Here is a 16,136-nt window from a genome sequence, read left to right on the forward strand (position 1 = left end):
CGCACGTCCGGACGGAGCGGGGCACAGCGGCCCGAACCGTTTGAACGTTTGACATGTTCATGACCCTGCTCTCGGTCGCCCCCCCCCGTCGGCCGGCGACCGATCGGAGAACCATGTCCGCGAAGCCCTCCAGAAGAGCAGCCAGGGCGCTGGTGACCGGCGGTGCCACCGTCGCGCTCGCCGGGTCCACGCTGCTGGCCCCCGGTACGTCCACGGCCGCCGCCGGCGGCATCGTCGCCCCGCCCGACAAGATCGTCATCGAGATCGCGACGGTCAACGGTTCGGGCTGCCCCGCGGGTACGGCCGCCGTCGCCGTCGCCCCCGACAACACCGCCTTCACCGTCACCTACAGCCAGTACCTCGCGCAGGTCGGCGTCGGCTCCAAGCCCACCGACTTCCGCAAGAACTGCCAGCTCAACCTGGTCGTCCACGTCCCGCACGGCTTCACGTACGCCGTCGCCAGCGCCGACTACCGCGGCTACGCCCACCTGGAGCGCGGCGCGTCCGCGATCCAGAAGGCGTCGTACTACTTCCAGGGCTCGCCCGACACCGCGGCGCGCCAGCACCCGTTCAACGGGCCGTACGACAACAACTGGCAGGCCACCGACCAGACCGACTGGGGCCAGCTGGTGTGGGCGCCGTGCGGAGTGAAGCGGAACTTCAACATCAACACCGAGCTGCGGGTCAACGCCGGCACCTCGGACACCGCGAAGACGAACAGCTTCATCGCCATGGACTCCACCGACGGCGACATCAGGACCGTCTACCGCCTCGCCTGGAAGGAGTGCCCGGACCGCCGGGGCTGAGACCGGCGCGGCGCCGCCACGGCGCACCGCCGCCGGCCCCGCCGGGGCGCCCGGCGGGCCGGCGGCCGGCAGGCGGCGGCCGTGCGGGCCGGCGCCGTACGGGCCGGCGGCCGCCGGGTGACCGGTGGTCGCCGGGCCGTGGGCGGTGGCCGCCGGTCACCCGGCCGGCCGCCGCTCCCGTGACCGGTGGGTCCGCGCCCCCTCCGCGGGCCCACCACCCCCGCCCCGGCCCGTCGCCTCAGCGGCTCAGGCCGCGGAACCGGCGTACCGCCAGCGGCAGGCAGACCGCCGTGATGGCGAGCGGCCACACCACGGCCATCAGCAGCGCGTGCTCCTGGATCCAACTCCCGTCGGACGCGACCTCGTTGCCGAACAGGCCGCGCGCGGCGGACGCCGTCGACGACAGCGGGTTCCAGGCGGCGACGGTCCCCAGCCAGCCGGGCATGGTCGACGTCGGGACGAAGATGCTGGAGATCATCGTCAGCGGGAACGCGACCGCGAAGAGCGACCCGGCCGCCTCGGGGTTCGGCAGCAGCAATCCGAGCCAGACGCCGACCCAGATCAGCGCGAAGCGCAGCAGCAGCAGGAGGCCGAAGCCGCCCGCCGTCGCCGCGACCCCGCCGTCCGCCCGCCAGCCCATCGCCAGCGCGGTGGCGGCCAGGATGGCCAGCTCGGCGCAGGCGATCAGCAGGTCGGTCACGCCGCGGCCCGTCACCACCGCGGACGGGGCCATGGGCATGGACCGGAAGCGGTCGGTGACGCCCTTGGAGGCGTCGGTGACGACCGTCGTGGCGGTGTTCATGAAGCCGAAGGCCATGGTGGTCACGAACATGCCCGGCATCAGGTAGTTCCGGTAGTCGCCGGCCGTGCCGCCGTCCCCGCCGGGCGGCTTCATCGCGCCGCCGAACACATAGCCGTAGAGGAGGACGGAGACGATGGGGAAGCCAAGCTGCCAGGCGATGTAGACGGGTTTGCGCCGGTAGTGGGTGAGGCTGCGGCGGACGATGTTCCAGGAGTCGACGACCGCCCAGTACGCGCGTCCCCGTCCGGCGGGGGGAGTCAGGGTCGTGGTGCTCACGCCGCCGCCCCTTCCCGCGGAGCCGGGCGCGCGGCCCCGAGGCCCGTACCGGCGTCCGCACCGCCACCAGCCGGACCGCCACCGGACCGCCCGCCGTCCCCCGGCGGCCCGCCCCCCGCCGCACGGCCCCCCGCCGCACCGTCCCCCGCCGCCGCCTCGCGGGCGGCGCGTCCGGTGAGGCGGAGGAACACGTCGTCCAGCGTCGGCCTGCGCAGTCCGATGTCCTCCACGCGCACGGCCTCGTCCCGCAGGGACCTCGCGGCCTCGGTGAGGGCCTCCACGCGGTCGCGCACCCGGGCGTGGACGCGCCGTTCGGCCTCGTCCACGCGCACCTCGCCCTCGCCGACGCGGGCCACCACGGCGCTGACGCGCGGCAGGTCGGCCGGATCGGCGGCGACGACCTCGATCACGTCGCCGCCCACCCGGTCCTTCAGCGCCTGCGGCGTGTCGTCGGCGATGGCGCGACCGCGGTCGATGACCGTGACGCGGGAGGCGAGCCGGTCGGCCTCGTCCAGGTACTGGGTGGTGAGCAGCACGGTCGTGCCGCCCGCCACGAGGTCCCGCACGGCGTCCCACACCTCGCCGCGGCCGCGCGGGTCGAGGCCGGTGGTCGGCTCGTCGAGGAAGAGGACCCGCGGGGCGAGGACCATCGAGGCCGCCAGATCCAGCCGGCGCCGCATGCCGCCGCTGTACGTCTCGACGCCCTTGTCCGCCGCCTCCACCAGGTCGAACCGCTCCAGCAGCTCGTCGGCGCGCAGCCGGGCGCGGCGCCCGCCGAGATGGAACAGGCGCCCGAACATCTCCAGGTTCTGGCGCCCGGTCAGCACCTCGTCGACGGCCGCGTACTGGCCGGTGAGCCCGATCAGGCCGCGCACCCGGTGGGGGTGGCGGGCCACGTCCACGCCGGCGACCTCGGCGCGCCCGGCGTCGAACCGCCGCAGGGTCGCGAGGACCCGGACGGCGGTGGTCTTGCCGGCGCCGTTGGGGCCCAGGAGGCCGTGCACCGTGCCGGGCCGCACCAGCAGGTCGAACCCGTCCAGGGCGTCCTTGTCGCCGTACCTCTTCCGCAGGCCCTCGGCCCGGATCGCGTGGGTGGTGTCCATGCGGTCGCCTCCGTGTCCAGAAACTGAGTACACCGTACTCGCCGAAGCGTACACCGTACCCAGTTCTGGTGCGCGGGGTTTTCCCGGCCGTACGCTGGCGCCATGACCAGCAAGGGCGGCGACACCACGACCAGCGGCAGCGGCGACATCGTCCGCAGCCTGGAACTGCTCTGGGGCACGGAGGCGCCCTCGACCCGGGGCCCCCGGCGCGGTCTGACCCTGGAGCGGATCGTCACCGCCGCCGTCGGGCTCGCCGACGCCGAGGGGCTCGGCGCGGTGTCCATGCGCCGGCTCTCCACCGAGCTGGGCGTCGGCACCATGTCCCTCTACCGGTACGTGCCGGGCAAGGCCGAGCTGCTCGACCTGATGCTCGACCGGGTGCAGGGCCTCCCGCCGGACACGGTCGTCACCGAGCAGGCCGACTGGCGCGCCGCCGTCGAGACCCTGGCCCGCGGCTACCTCGACCTCTACCGGCGCCACCCCTGGCTGCTGAAGGTCAACCAGAGCCGCAGCGTCCTCGGCCCGAGCACGCTGCGCGGGCTGGAGTCGGCGCTGGGCGGGCTGCGCGGGATGGGGCTGAGCGACCCCGAGACCCTCTCGGTCATCATCGCGGTGCAGAGCTTCGTCGGCGGCATCGCCCGGATGGAGATCGAGGCCGTGGAGGCGGCGAAGGAGACCGGGGTCAGCGACGAGGAGTTCTGGAAGAGCCAGGAGCCCATCCTGGCGCGCGCCATGGAGAGCGGGCGGTTCCCGCTGATGGCGCAGTTGTCGGACGACACCTTCTCGGCGGAGTTCGACCACTTCGCGTTCGGCCTGCGGTGCCTCCTGGAGGGCTTCGAGGCGGTCGTCGCCCGCCGGGCGGCCGACGCCTCCTGACGCGGCGTCCGCCGGGCGGGCGGCATCCCGATGGCCCACTCGGCGCGCGCCGATGGCCCAGTCGGCGCGCGGCGCGCGGGCGCCTCGCGCAGCATCGGTGGGGAAGCAGCCGCAGAAAGCAGGAGGCACGCAGTGCGTCTCGGACCCCCCTCGTCGACCGCCCTCACGGCGGCCGCCCTCATCCTCCTCGCGGGCGCCGCCGCCCCCGCCTCCGCCACGACCGCCACCGCGGCGCCCCCCGCGTCCACGACCGCGGCGGCGCCCGCGTCCCCGGCACGGGCCGCCGCGCCCGCACCCGCCGCCGCCACCCACTGCGTCCCCGCCGCACCGCTGCGCCTCCAGGGCTCGCAGCGCCCGGCGGGCCCGGCCGTCGGCCTGTGCGTCACGGTCACCGGCGCGTCCATGACCGTCTCCGCCTCGGCCGACTGCGCCTGCACCACCTCCGGCACGTGGACGGCCCGGCGCGGCGACGCCGACGAGACCTCCGGCACGCTCGGCGCCCGCGCGGAGTACGCCGGGCCCGGCACGTACGCGGTCACCGCCACCGTCAGCATCGGCGGCGCCCACCGGGGCGCCTCCCCGGCCACGCCGCTCACCGGCACCGTCGGCGGCACCTTCGCCCTCGCCTCGGCGCTGCCCGCCCCCACGCACCGCATCGAGGTGACGCCCTCGGCCACGCTGCGCCCCGGTACGACCACCACCCTCACGTACAAGGTCACGCAGCTCGCCACCGAAGGGGACGGCAGCGCCCGCCTCGGCATCATCGGTGAGCCCGGCAGCGGCGTCTCGGTCACCTCGCCGGACGCCCGCTGCGTCAACCCGCTCACCAGCGGCGCCCCCGCCACCCGGCGCAGCCCGCACGCCGTGGACTGCACCTTCACCGACCTCGCGGTGGGGCGCCCGGCCGCCGTGACGGTCCGCGTCACCGTGCCGTCCGGGACCTGCTCGACGGTGGTGTCCAAGCTCGGCTACTGGACGCCGAAGGGCCAGCAGGTCTCCGGCGCCATGCTCAACGGCCCCACGGTCAGCTGCCGCTGACCCACCCCCGGGCCCCGGACGGCCCACCGGACCACCCCGGACCCGCCCGAGCCCGCGGGGGGGCCGGCCGCCGACCGACCCACTCGGCGACCGGCCCCGCTGTCACACCCCGCCCGTACACTCGCGCGATGGACCCGATGAGCCCGCCGGAAGCCGAAAGCCCCGAACCCCTCGGGAGCGCGCAGAGCCCCGAGACCCCCGAGAGCCCGTCGCGCGCCTCGGGCACGTTCACCGTCGCCGCGTTCGAGCCGACCTCCCTCACCCCGGACCCCGCCGTGGAGACGGCCCTGCCGGTCTCCGTCGCCACCATGGAGAAGCGCTACGAGGGCGAGGTCAGCGGCCGGTCCGCGACGCTCTTCACCTCCGCGTACGACCATGGCACCGACACCGGCACGTACCTGGCGATGGAGTCCTTCGAGGGCACCCTCGCGGGTCGCGCCGGCACCTTCAACTTCGTCCACGCCGCCTCCACGACCGCCGGTTCGGCCCGGCTCGGCGAGTACTTCGCCATCGTCCCCGGCAGCGGCACCGGCGAACTCGCCGGCATCACCGGCAGCGGCGCCCTGGCCGTCGACGAGGACGGCACGCACCGCGTCCGCTTCGACTACGCGCTGGGCGGCTGACCGCCCCGGCCCCGCAGCCGCCGCAGGCTCAGCAGCAGCGCCGCGCCGAGCACGACCGCGCCCAGCGCCAGCCCCGACCCGCCGCCCTCGCCGTCCGCGCCGTCCGCGCCCGACGGCGAGGCGGCGGACCCCGAGGGCCGCGGCGTCGGGCCCTGCGCGGGCGCCGCCCCCGTCCCCTCCACCGGCACCCGCACGACCCGGCTGCCCGCGCCCTCCGAGCCGAACAGCAGCGCCGACCCGTCCAGCGTGTACGTCACCGACTCCGACTGGCCCTGGATCGGCGCCCGCACCCGCTCGTCCGCGCCGAGCCGCCCGTCGCGCCACGCGTAGCCGCGGGCGCTGAAGTAACTGCGCAGCACCAGCCGGGTGCCGTCCGGGGAGAACGCCCCGTCGGTCACCCACGGCACCTCGCCGATCCGCCGGAAGACGTTGGCGCCCTTCGCCGACAGCTCCCGCGGCCCTTCGTACAGGCCGCCCCCGTCCTCGTGCTTCGACGCGATGTACACGCGGCCCGTCTTCGGGTGCACCATCAGCGCCTCCGCGTCGCGCGGCCCGTCCTCGTACGTCACCGTGTACTGGGTCGCCGTGACCGTCGTGTCGCGCAGCCGCTCCGGCTCGCGGAAGCGGTAGATCCACACGTGGCTCCACGAGCCGCCGAGGTTGTCGCCGATGTCGCCGACGTACACGTACCCGTCGGGGCCGACGGACACGGCCTCCATGTCGCGGGGCTTGCCCACGCCGCGCAGCGTGACCGTCGCGACGGTCTTCCCGGTGCGCCCGTCGACGGCGAAGAGCCGCGGCTCGTCCTGGTCGTTGTGCGTCCAGTGGACGCCGGGGTGGGCGCGGCTGGCGGCGAGTCCGCTGGACTCGGTGATGCGCGGGTCCGTGAGGGTGAAGCCGTCGCCGCCGTCGTCCGCGAGGGCGGGCCCGGCGGCGAGCAGCGGCGCGGTGAGGGCGAGGGCGGCGCCGCCCAGGGTCGTACACAGCGCACGGAGAAGAGCCATGGCCCCAGTGTCCACGCTCACGTGGCGTTCCTCCCCCGCGACCGGCCATGATGGCGGCCATGTCCCCCAGGTTCCTGTTCGTCGGCGACTCGATGACCATCGGCAGCGCGGGCGAGCACACCTGGCGCTACCGCATGTGGCAGCACCTGGAGGCCGTGCTCGGCCCCGGCCGGTACGGCATCGTCGGCCCCCGCACCACCCTCTACGACCACGAGGCCGGCGCGCCGGTCTCCACCGCCTACGCGGACCCCGCCTTCCCCGGGCCGGCCCGCGCGCACCTGGCGGGGTGGGGCGAGGGCTGGCTGCACATGGCGCCGGTCGTCGGTGACGCGGTGGCGGAGAGCGGCGCGGACGTGCTGCTGGTCTCGCTCGGCCTGATCGACCTGGGCTTCTACACGAACAGCGACCAGACGGTGGAGAACGTCCGGGCGTTCCTCGCGGCGGCGCGCGCCGCGAACCCGCGCGTGCGGGCGGTGCTGCTGCCGGTCATCCCGAACGTCCGCGCCGAGGAGGAGCCGCCGTTCGCGGCGGAGTGCGCCCGCTTCAACGAGCTGCTGGCGAAGACGGTCGCCGACCTGGACGACGGCGCGTCCCCCCTGCTCCTCGCGTCGCCACCCGCCGGCTACGACCTGCGCACCGACACCCACGACGGCACCCACCCGGGCCCCTCGGGCGAGCACAAGCTGGCCGCGGCCTTCGCGACCGCCCTCCACCAGGGCTGGGACCTGGGCGCCCCGTACCGCCCGGCCCGGTGACGGGCACAGCGCCGTAGGCGGTCATCCAAGCCGCAGGCATCTTGCGGGAACCGGCCGCTACATGGCCATCGCGAGGAGGGTCGGTCAGCCATCCGGAAACGCAGCCAATAGAAGACGTGAGAGTGAAGCGCACCGGCGGTACTCGGGGCTCACGTCGTCGCAAGCATCCTGCTCGCTCACCTGAATCCTGAGCCGCCGTCTCTTCCTCAAGTTGGCCCAGGCCGCAGCACCTCAACTGCGTTACCTCAACTGAACCTCAAGAATTCGATGGTTCTGTTGCCCGCGCTTCACTCGTGTGCGATCGTCGGGCCACGCAGAGTGAACGACCATCTTCAGTGCGCCGCACCTGATGACCACAGACCAGCGGCGCGATTCCTTTGCGAACCGAAAACAGGGGAACAAGAACTTTGATACGAAGACTCATGCCACGCAAAGCCCTTCTTGGGGCTTGCGCCGCAGCCCTTACCATTGGCCTGCTTCCACAACTGTCATCGAGTCAGGCTGCCGCCAAATCAGCGTCTGTAGCGGATACACCGGCCGAGACAGCAGCCACCAGCACTCAGTGCCACTCCAAAGTATCCACATATGTATGGGAAAACCGCGTCGCGGGTACAGGCAGTCGCACACTTCGAAAGTACATGGACTGGAACCCCTCGAGCGGTGGCGCGAACGGCACCCTGATACCCACAGAGGACAACGCCACCGTCCCACTGCACAGCAGGCTATTTTCCGGGAACAAGGGCACGATATACGAGATAGGCTTGAATGGATCCCTGAAGGCCTATAGAGACATGACAGGCAGTGGCGGCAGCCTGTTGACGCCGAGGTACTACTTCACGAACCCCGATCAGTCGTGGCCCAGCTTCGACAAAATATGGGCTGACACGAATGGGAACATTCTGGCGACTGACGACACAGGCAATCTGCATCTGTATCAGGTTGTTTACCCATCGTCGGGAACCACGGGCTCCACCACGCGTAAGGCTCGGCTTGACGCGGCAGATCCCGCACTGACCGAGCTCCGCCAGTCCTCCAAGATATGGACAGCAGGGGACAAGGTGTACGGCCTCCTCGGCAGCCAAGTTCGCGTGTGGGACTACTCGTTCAGCGGTGAGAAGGTCTCGCTCGGGACGAGTGGCAGGACTATCGCGACCGGGCTCTCGGACGTGCGAACGGCCTGGAGTCCCGGACCTGGAACCGTCTACACCCTGTCCGGGCCGAGTGGCTTGGCCCCACGTCTGCCAGGTGGTGTAGTGCGGGGTTACACGGGCGCACCCTCCGAGTTGCGCTCATCTCGGGATGAGGTCGCGGTGGGGATCTTCGGTGACGTCCTCGTCAATGCCGTGCCGTGTATCACGGAGGCCTCTGAGGACGCCAAGCCCTTCATCAGCGATGCAGCCCCGGATATGACTGGTGTGCCGGAGGTTCCCGCGACACTTCCCACCGACCCCACCCCACCCGGCCCCGCCAAGGTTTCCGGCAAGTTCGTGCTGGGAGACGGAAGCCCCGCAGCCGGACTTCCCGTAACGGTGGAGGCAACCGACGCACGCGGGCCGGGAGGCGAAGCAGTCGACTTGCCCGACCTGGGGTCGACACGTACAGCCCAGGACGGCACCTGGTCATTGACCCTTCCGGATGTACTCCCAACGGACATACAGAAGGCAGCCGATGACAACGGAGGCGCCCTGAACGTCACCGCCCGAACGGATGGTGTCACGACCTCAGGGGTCCCCATGATCGGAACCGTGAGCCTGGTGGCCGCGCCTGACGCACCTGTCAGCGGGCAGCCCACTGCCTTCGCGGCCTCATCGGCTGCGGACGCCCCGACGACGACTCCGCTTCTCCCTCTCCTCAATGACGAAAACCCGGATAACTCCGGCCAAGCGCCCACTGCCGAGCAGTCAGCGCAGACCTACGCGGCGAAGCACGAGAGTGCGCCGCTCGCCTCGAACGAAGGAACACCCAAATGGCAGAGCGACAGAGCGCCGGCACCCTCCAACTTTGATCCATATGTGATCAACGGCGCAGACATTCGCTCCCAAAAGGTGACTCCCTATGAAAACGGATCGGGGTGTCAGACATTTTCCTTCAGAGAGAAGAGTGTGGTCGCGTACACCGCCGTCGGCGAGGGTCACGCATACTGGGACGCACGATCGTCAGTAGAGTACTCAAACAAACTCTCCAGCCAGTTCGACTCCGCCATCAGCTTCGGTTCCAAGTGGACGGTCAGCGGAAAGGTTTCACGGGGATCCTCGGCTGGTATCTCCACTCACTACGCTTATCGCGGGCCCTACTTCTCGAAGCAGTGGACCGTGCCCATCGAATGGCACAAGGAACGCTGGGAAACCTACTGCGGCGCAATTCCCACTCTACGCGGTAAGTACTGGCGAATTGTGGCAGGTGGATACAAGGTTCCCCCGGGCGGCGCTACGGCGAAGTTCGGCAAGGATGTCATGAACAAGGACGGAATGAACAACTACCTCGGGTCGCGCCCTGAGTACCGGGCTGTCGTTCCGCGTGACACATACTTCGCCCTGACCCGCGGCCGCAGCTCCAAGATCGAAAGAGCTGCCACCGCCTATGGCATCACCTTTTCTGCGCAGACGACCTATGATCGCGATCACGCGCAGCGGATATACGCAGGCAGGGGGAGAAGTGCGCACGCCATCTGGGGACGCAGTGGTCCGCTTCACGGGAATCCGGGCATGTTCCACTCTTACTAGGGTGGCCGGTATAGCCGCCTTGACGCTTCTGATCGGCTGCAGTACGCCCCAACAAACACAGGCCCGCGAGGCAGGCACTGCCCTGTACACAGAGACGACCATGTCCAACGGCACCGCTGGCACAGAGAAGGCGCGAGTCGGGCAGGAATGGTGGTTCGCACTCCCCGTCCCACACAACACCTCCGGCCAAGCCATCAAAATAACGCGTGCCGAAGTCATGTCGGTGCCGCAGGGTCTTGAAGTCACCGGTTACGGGGCATTCAAGATCAACGACACCGGAGGCGTCTACTTCCTTTCCAACGCCGCGGATTCCGCTTCTCCTAGATTCCAGGAACTGCGGAACTACATCGACCAGCCCGTCGAGGTACAGCCCAACCAGGCAAGCAAGATCTATTATCTTGCTCGCCTCCGCGTTACCGACCGGGTGCATGGGAACGTTCGGGACTGCCGATACGAGTACGAGCAGGGATCACGCCGATATACACAGACACTGAGCTGTGAGGCAGAGATCCGCACCCAAGCGTCACAGCGCCGATGACAGTGGGGTGCCGCGCCTGCCGGTGCGGCGCCCCACCTCGTGCCGGCGTACGGCTGAACGCGAGGTTCAGTGAATGCCGCCGAGGCTGTGCTGGGTCATCCACGGTCGGCGCACGCGTCGGACCGGCACTGACCGGTCGGTGCGGCCCCCGCGGGCACTCACGGTTTGGTCAGTCGCGTCACGGCGGCCGAAACCACGTCCACGCCCCTGCTCACGCCAGCCGACCCGCCCGCCGGGCCGGGACCTACGCCGACGCGTCCGCCGCGCCGGCCGCCGGTGCCGGTGCCGGTGCCGGTGCCGTGCGGCGGGCGTGCCACTCCGCGCGGGTCACGGCGTACTCGACCTCGCCCTCCTCGGCGCCCTCGATCGGGTCCGGCCACTTCTCGAAGTGCGTGGTCACATACCTCAGCCCGGTCTTCTCCATCACGCGCCGCGAGCCGCGGTTGACCGCCATCGTGTACGCCACGACCCGTTCGACGCCCAGCTCGGCGAAGCCCTTGTCGACCAGCGCCCGCGCGCCCTCCGTGGCGAGGCCGCGCCCCCACGCCGCCCGGCGCAGCCGGTAGCCGAGTTCGACCTCGGCCGCGCTGTCCCGCTCCAGCGGCCGGAACTCGAACCACCCGAGCCACTCCCCCGTCACGGCGTCCTCGGCCGCCCAGTAGTCGAACACCCCCGTGCACGGGTGGCGGCGCAGCATTCCCGGCAGGTGCTCGTCCCGCGCGACCTCCAGGGGAGTCGGCCGCCCCCCGGTCAGGTACCGCATCACCTCCGGGTCTCCGTCCAGCCCGACCAGCAGTTCCTCCTCGCCGGGCGAGAAGGGGCGGAGGACCAGGCGGTCGGTCGTCAGGAAGGCTTCCGTGGATCCCATGGGCGGATTGTCGCCCCGGGACGGCCGCCTGCCCATCGAATATCCGTTGAGGCGACGGATCCCGGCCGTCTACCGTCACGGTCATGCTGCCCGCCGTGGAGACCGACGAGGAGTGGGACGCCGTCGTCCCCGACGAGGCCGTGATGCGGCCGGGCGCCGAGGACCTGTGCGCCCGCCTCGGCTTGGCCGGGGCCTCCCTGACACGCTTCCCGGAGGGCTCGCAGCCGGTGTACGCGGTCGGTGACGAGCTGGTCCTCAAGCTCTTCCCCGGCGCCGCCGCGAGCGACGGGATCGCCGAGGGCCGGGTGCTGGCGTACCTCCAGGGGCGGCTGCCGGTGCCGACCCCGCGGGTCGAGGCGGCCGGCGCGTACGAGAACGGCTGGCGGTACGTCCTGATGTCGCGGCTGCGCGGCGAGAACCTGGCGCACGCCTGGGGCCGCGCCCCGCACGCCGCCCGGGTGCGGCTCGCCGCCCGGGTCGGGGAGGCGCTGGCCGCGCTGCACGCCCTGGACCCGGCCCCGCTGGCGGACGTGCTCGGGCCCGGCGACTGGGGCGCCTTCACCGACCGGCAGCGCGCGCGGGCCGTCGCCCGGCAGCGCGCGCGGGGCCTGCCGGAGCCGTGGCTGGAGCGGATTCCCGGCTTCCTCGCGTCCGTCCCGCTGCCCGGCGCCCCGCACCGCCCGGCGCTGCTGCACACCGAGGTCATGCGGCAGCACCTGCTCACCGATCCCGACGGGTGGCGGCTGACCGGCCTGTTCGACTTCGAGCCGGCGATGATCGGCGACCCGGTGTACGACTTCGTCGGCGTGGGCGTCTTCGTCACCGGCGGCGACCCGGTCCTGATGACCCGGCTGCTCGCGGCGTACGGCCGCCCCGTCGACCCGCGGGCGGTGCTCGCGTACACGTTGCTGCACGTGTACAGCGACCTCCCCTGGTACCTGCGCGAGGTGGGCACGCGCGGGGCGCGGACCTTCGACGACCTCGCGGAGGCGTGGTTCGGCACGGCGGCGGCCTGACCACCCGGCGAGCCGGCGCCCCGAGCCCCGCGCCGCACGCCCCGCACCCCGCACCGCGCGCTCCGCGCCGAGGGGCGGGCGGCCTCCCGTCCGGGCCGCGCGGCCGCCCGCCCCCTCTCACCGCCCCCGCTCACCTGCCCTGCGGCTCCGGCGCCACCGCGTAGTCGCCGATGTCGGTCGTGTCCGGCTCGATCCGCGCCAGCGCCTTCGCGATCGGCCCGTCGAGCCGCGCCGCCTTCTCCGCGTCGCGCCCGGCGCGGCGGGCCGCGAACTCCGGCATGACCTCCCCGGCGAACGTCCGCAGCGACTCGCACACGTGCTCGTGACGGGTCCGGCCCAGCTGCGCCGCGAAGATCACCTGGTCGACGCCGGCGGCCTCGTACCGGCGTACCAGGTCGGTCAGTTGCCCCGGCGTGCCGATGCCCTGCCGCAGGGAGGCGATCTGCGCGAGCCGCGCCTCGTCCTCCGGGGTGCGGGGCTCGCCGAGCGCCGCGACCGGGTCGCGGGTCAGCCCGTGCTCGGCCCGCATCTCCTCGAACTGCTGCCACAGGTCGCTGGTGCCGGGCCGGTGCCGGCCGAGCCCGTAGTAGTACTTCAGACCGAACGACCAGAAGTGCGCGCCGTCCAGGCCCCGGTCGAGGGCCGTCTCCTCGTCGGGGTGGCAGAGGAAGGGCAGGACGACGGCGAAGTTCGGGTTGACGGCCCGCCCGGCGGGGACGCAGTCGTCGGAGGCGATGACCCGGTAGTACAGGTCCACCCACTCCTTGGCCTCCTCCGGCGTGACGAAGGAGAGCGAGAGCGCGCCGAGGCCCGCCCGCGCGGCGGACTCGATGGTCTGCCGGGCCATGCACGCCACCCACAGCGGGGGGTGGGGGCGCTGCTTGGGCTTGGGCAGGACGTTGCGCGGCGGTACGTCGATCCAGCGGCCCTCGTGCCCGGTGAACGGCTCGTCGGCGAGCATCCGCGTGACGACGCCGAGCGCCTCCTGCCACTGCTCCCGCTTGGTCTCCCGGGAGACGCCGAACCCGTCGAGCTCCATCTGCGAACTGCCCTGCCCGGTACCGAAGTCGACGCGTCCGCGCGAGATCAGATCCAGCGTGGCGACGCGCTCGGCGACGCGCACGGGGTGGTTCACGCCGGGGGCGAGGGTGACGATGCCGTGGGCGAGCCGGATCCGCTCGGTACGGGCGGCGGCCGCGGCGAGGAACACCTCGGGGGCGGAGGAGTGGGAGTACTCCTCCAGGAAGTGGTGCTCCGTCTCCCACACGTAGTCGTAGCCGAGCCGGTCGGCCAGTTCTATCTGGTCGAGGGCCTCGTGCAGGAGGCGTTCCTCGCTGCCGGACTCCCACGGACGGGGTAACTGGTGCTGGTACAGCAGTCCGAATCTCATGGCGGTGTGCTCCTCGGTAAGGCGGACGGGCGCGGCATCGACCCGACGATCTCGGGCTGCCCCTACGCGGTACGTGGCATACCCAAGCAGTGCGGTTTTGGCCGGTACTCCCCTCCTCACCGACCACTACCGCACCACCCGCCCCACTGGTCGGCGCCTGTCCGACACACCGAACACCCGCCGGCCGGGCGGGGCGCGACGGCCGCGGGTCTCAGCGGTAGTCGGCGAAGAACGTGCGCAGGTCGGCCAGCAGCAGGTCCGGGGCCTCCATCGCCGCGAAGTGGCCGCCCCGGTCGAACTCCGACCAGTGCACGACGTTGTCGACCTCCTCCTCGTCCCGGCGCAGCGCGATGTCCTGGACCCCGAACATCGCCACGCCGAGCGGCACGGAAAGCGGCTCGGGCTCGCCCCACTCCCGCCCGTCCTCGTAGTACAGGGCGGCGGACGAGCCGGCGGTGCCGGTCAGCCAGTACAGCGACCCACCCGGCCGAACCCGCGCCGGTGTGTGCCGACTTGTGATCGCCGGGCCGCCCCAGCCGTCGGCGCTCCGTTCGACAAGCAGGCGCCGACGGGAACTGTTGGCCGATCGGTTCACGCAAGGACCCGCCGCCCCAGCGCTGCGCGAGGCTCGGCTGCGGGCCGGAATTCGCACCCCCTCGGCCAGGCCGCCGGAACGGCGTCACGCGGTGCGACCGCGTCCACCCACCGGGCGACCCGACGGGCCCGCGTGCCGGGCCCCCGCCCCGGCACGCGGGCCCGTCCTGGCATCGACTCCGGCCGTGCGCATCCCCGACCGGCACCGCACGGGCCCTCGGGGCGGATCGTTCCCTCTGCGCGATCCGGCCAGCGCGCGGCCTGGCCGGATGGCACTCGAACGCCCATCCCGTAATTGACGGTCCATCAGATGGGCCGGAAGCCTGGCGACGGAGACATCGGCACCCAAGGAGCGAGGCAAGCGTGGCAGACGACAGCGGCAAGACCCCCGACAAGCCGTACGTGATCCGTGGCCGAGGCAAGGACAAGGCCCCCGCGGGCACCTTCGCGCTGTTCGCCGACGTCAACTACAACGTGGGCGGACCACGGGACAAGATCCTCGTCATCCCGGCCAAGGGCACGGCGAACAACTTCAGCGAGTACGAGTTCGACCAGAGCGACGACGGCGTGAGCTCCGTCGTCAACAACACCGCCGACGACAACATCCTCTTCACGCGCACCAATCAGGGCGGCAGCCAGCTGCCCGTCAAGGCCGGCACGTCGATCGACGACATGACGAGGATCCCCCTGTCGGGCAGCCCGACCAGCACGTGGAACGACCAGGCCCAGTCCGCCCTCGCCTTCGCCAAGCCGGTGCCGCTCCCGGTCTTCACCGCCCCCGCGGCCGGGGCGCAGACCGAGAACCGCCGTCAGCCCGTCCGGGGCACCGCCGCCCCCGACGTGCAGCAGGTGCTGCTCTACGACGGGACCAAGCAGTTGGCCGGCGTCCCGGTCAAGGACAGCGCCTGGGAGTACACCCCGGACGCCGACTGGCCGCTCGGGCAGCACGACCTCGCCGCCGTGGCCGTGCGCGACGACGTGACCTCCGGCAAGGCCTACCAGCGCTTCTACGTCACGCTGCCGAGCCCCGTCGTGGACATCAGGTCACCCCTGGACGGCGCGGAGGTCGACACCGGGACCTCGGTCGACGGTGTCGCCTTCAACGCCGACTCCGTGCACCTCGTCGAGGGCGGCACCAAGCTCGGCAGCGCCCCGGTGAGCGGTCAGAACTGGTCCTTCGCCCCGGACGGCGGATGGAGTACGGGCAGTCACGCGGTGACGGCGACGGCCGTGCGCGGCAGCCAGGAGTCGGAGCCGGACACGGTCGCCTTCACCGCCGCGAAGAAGAACCTCACCGTCGACTTCACCTTCAACTCCAGCTGGCAGGACTGGGAGACCCAGAAGTACATCCACTCCTACGACATCACCCTGTACGCCGGTGACTCCGACGTGACCCACTGGAACGTCGGGTTCGGGCAGCTCCCGGTCGGGTCGGTGCTCTACAAGGAGTTCACCAGCACGTTCTGGGGGATGATCATCGAGGACGGCTCCCACGGGGACGTCCTCCTCGGCTCGCCTCCCGAGGGCGTCCACGTCGTCCCGAAGGGCGGCAAGCTGACCATCCGCGTCCTGGTGCTCTACCCGACGCAGGACGAGGCGCACAAGCACCTCTACGCCCTCTTCGCCAAGTCCCTGTCCCGCTAGCGGCGACCACCACCTGGCCCGGCGACGCCCCTGTGGGCGCCGCCGGGCCTTTTCGCATGCCCACGGGTACGGCCCGCGCC

The 16,136-nt window shown here is 71.8% G+C and carries 15 protein-coding genes; 9 read left to right on the forward strand and 6 right to left on the reverse strand.

From position 1 onward, the window contains the following. Positions 1-113 precede the first annotated feature (113 nt). A complete protein-coding gene (locus tag LPA54_RS05065) occupies positions 114-806 on the forward strand; it encodes a DUF4360 domain-containing protein (protein WP_228974174.1) in 693 nt (230 codons plus the stop codon). Between the two features lie 238 nt (positions 807-1,044). On the opposite strand, the gene LPA54_RS05070 is transcribed toward LPA54_RS05065, so the two are convergent. Further along, positions 1,045-1,884: an ABC transporter permease gene (locus tag LPA54_RS05070; RefSeq protein WP_228974175.1), complete on the reverse strand. Its 840-nt coding sequence runs from the start codon at positions 1,882-1,884 to the stop codon at positions 1,045-1,047. Next, positions 1,881-2,987 (reverse strand): ATP-binding cassette domain-containing protein, encoded by a 1,107-nt coding sequence (locus LPA54_RS05075; RefSeq protein ID WP_228974178.1) that lies wholly within the window; start codon positions 2,985-2,987, stop codon positions 1,881-1,883. Before LPA54_RS05075 ends, LPA54_RS05070 begins: the two co-directional genes overlap by 4 nt. A gap of 102 nt (positions 2,988-3,089) precedes the next feature. On the opposite strand from LPA54_RS05075, the gene LPA54_RS05080 reads away from it, so the two are divergent. The 3 genes from LPA54_RS05080 to LPA54_RS05090 all read left to right on the forward strand — a co-directional run bounded on the left by LPA54_RS05080 (position 3,090) and on the right by LPA54_RS05090 (position 5,524). Further along, a complete protein-coding gene (locus tag LPA54_RS05080) occupies positions 3,090-3,863 on the forward strand; it encodes a TetR/AcrR family transcriptional regulator (protein WP_228974180.1) in 774 nt (257 codons plus the stop codon). Between the two features lie 132 nt (positions 3,864-3,995). Next, complete coding sequence (locus LPA54_RS05085) at positions 3,996-4,901, forward strand: hypothetical protein (RefSeq protein ID WP_228974182.1); 906 nt, start codon at positions 3,996-3,998, stop codon at positions 4,899-4,901. A 128-nt stretch (positions 4,902-5,029) separates the two neighbouring features. Further along, entirely contained in the window at positions 5,030-5,524 is a 495-nt protein-coding gene (locus LPA54_RS05090; protein WP_306806455.1) for a DUF3224 domain-containing protein, read from the forward strand. Here LPA54_RS05090 and LPA54_RS05095 read toward each other — a convergent pair. Beyond that, complete coding sequence (locus tag LPA54_RS05095) at positions 5,506-6,528, reverse strand: WD40 repeat domain-containing protein (RefSeq protein WP_228974184.1); 1,023 nt, start codon at positions 6,526-6,528, stop codon at positions 5,506-5,508. The genes LPA54_RS05090 and LPA54_RS05095 overlap by 19 nt on opposite strands. A 50-nt stretch (positions 6,529-6,578) precedes the next feature. Between LPA54_RS05095 and LPA54_RS05100 the strand changes: the two genes are divergently transcribed. From LPA54_RS05100 to LPA54_RS05110, 3 genes are all read left to right on the forward strand, one after another. Continuing rightward, on the forward strand, positions 6,579-7,283 hold the full coding sequence (locus LPA54_RS05100) for a GDSL-type esterase/lipase family protein (RefSeq protein ID WP_228974387.1): 705 nt from the start codon (positions 6,579-6,581) through the stop codon (positions 7,281-7,283). Positions 7,284-7,921: 638 nt separating this feature from the next. Then, positions 7,922-10,006: a hypothetical protein gene (locus LPA54_RS05105; protein WP_228974185.1), complete on the forward strand. Its 2,085-nt coding sequence runs from the start codon at positions 7,922-7,924 to the stop codon at positions 10,004-10,006. A gap of 1 nt (position 10,007) precedes the next feature. Beyond that, complete coding sequence (locus LPA54_RS05110; protein WP_228974188.1) at positions 10,008-10,544, forward strand: hypothetical protein; 537 nt, start codon at positions 10,008-10,010, stop codon at positions 10,542-10,544. Between the two features lie 244 nt (positions 10,545-10,788). Here the strand turns inward: LPA54_RS05110 and LPA54_RS05115 are convergent, their stop codons facing one another. After that, positions 10,789-11,412, reverse strand: a complete 624-nt coding sequence (locus LPA54_RS05115; protein WP_228974191.1) for a GNAT family N-acetyltransferase — start codon at positions 11,410-11,412, stop codon at positions 10,789-10,791. An 83-nt stretch (positions 11,413-11,495) separates the two neighbouring features. Between LPA54_RS05115 and LPA54_RS05120 the strand changes: the two genes are divergently transcribed. Further along, on the forward strand, positions 11,496-12,428 hold the full coding sequence (locus LPA54_RS05120) for a phosphotransferase family protein (RefSeq protein WP_228974193.1): 933 nt from the start codon (positions 11,496-11,498) through the stop codon (positions 12,426-12,428). Between the two features lie 130 nt (positions 12,429-12,558). Here LPA54_RS05120 and LPA54_RS05125 read toward each other — a convergent pair whose 3' ends face one another. Next, a complete protein-coding gene (locus LPA54_RS05125; RefSeq protein WP_228974195.1) occupies positions 12,559-13,818 on the reverse strand; it encodes an LLM class flavin-dependent oxidoreductase in 1,260 nt (419 codons plus the stop codon). Positions 13,819-14,029: 211 nt separating this feature from the next. Then, complete coding sequence (locus LPA54_RS05130; protein WP_228974196.1) at positions 14,030-14,413, reverse strand: hypothetical protein; 384 nt, start codon at positions 14,411-14,413, stop codon at positions 14,030-14,032. 362 nt (positions 14,414-14,775) lie between these two features. On the opposite strand from LPA54_RS05130, the gene LPA54_RS05135 reads away from it, so the two are divergent. Next, positions 14,776-16,056 (forward strand): hypothetical protein, encoded by a 1,281-nt coding sequence (locus LPA54_RS05135; RefSeq protein WP_228974198.1) that lies wholly within the window; start codon positions 14,776-14,778, stop codon positions 16,054-16,056. Positions 16,057-16,136 lie beyond the last annotated feature (80 nt).

The organism is Streptomyces sp. DH12, from assembly GCF_020873895.1.
GTDB lineage: Bacteria > Actinomycetota > Actinomycetes > Streptomycetales > Streptomycetaceae > Streptomyces.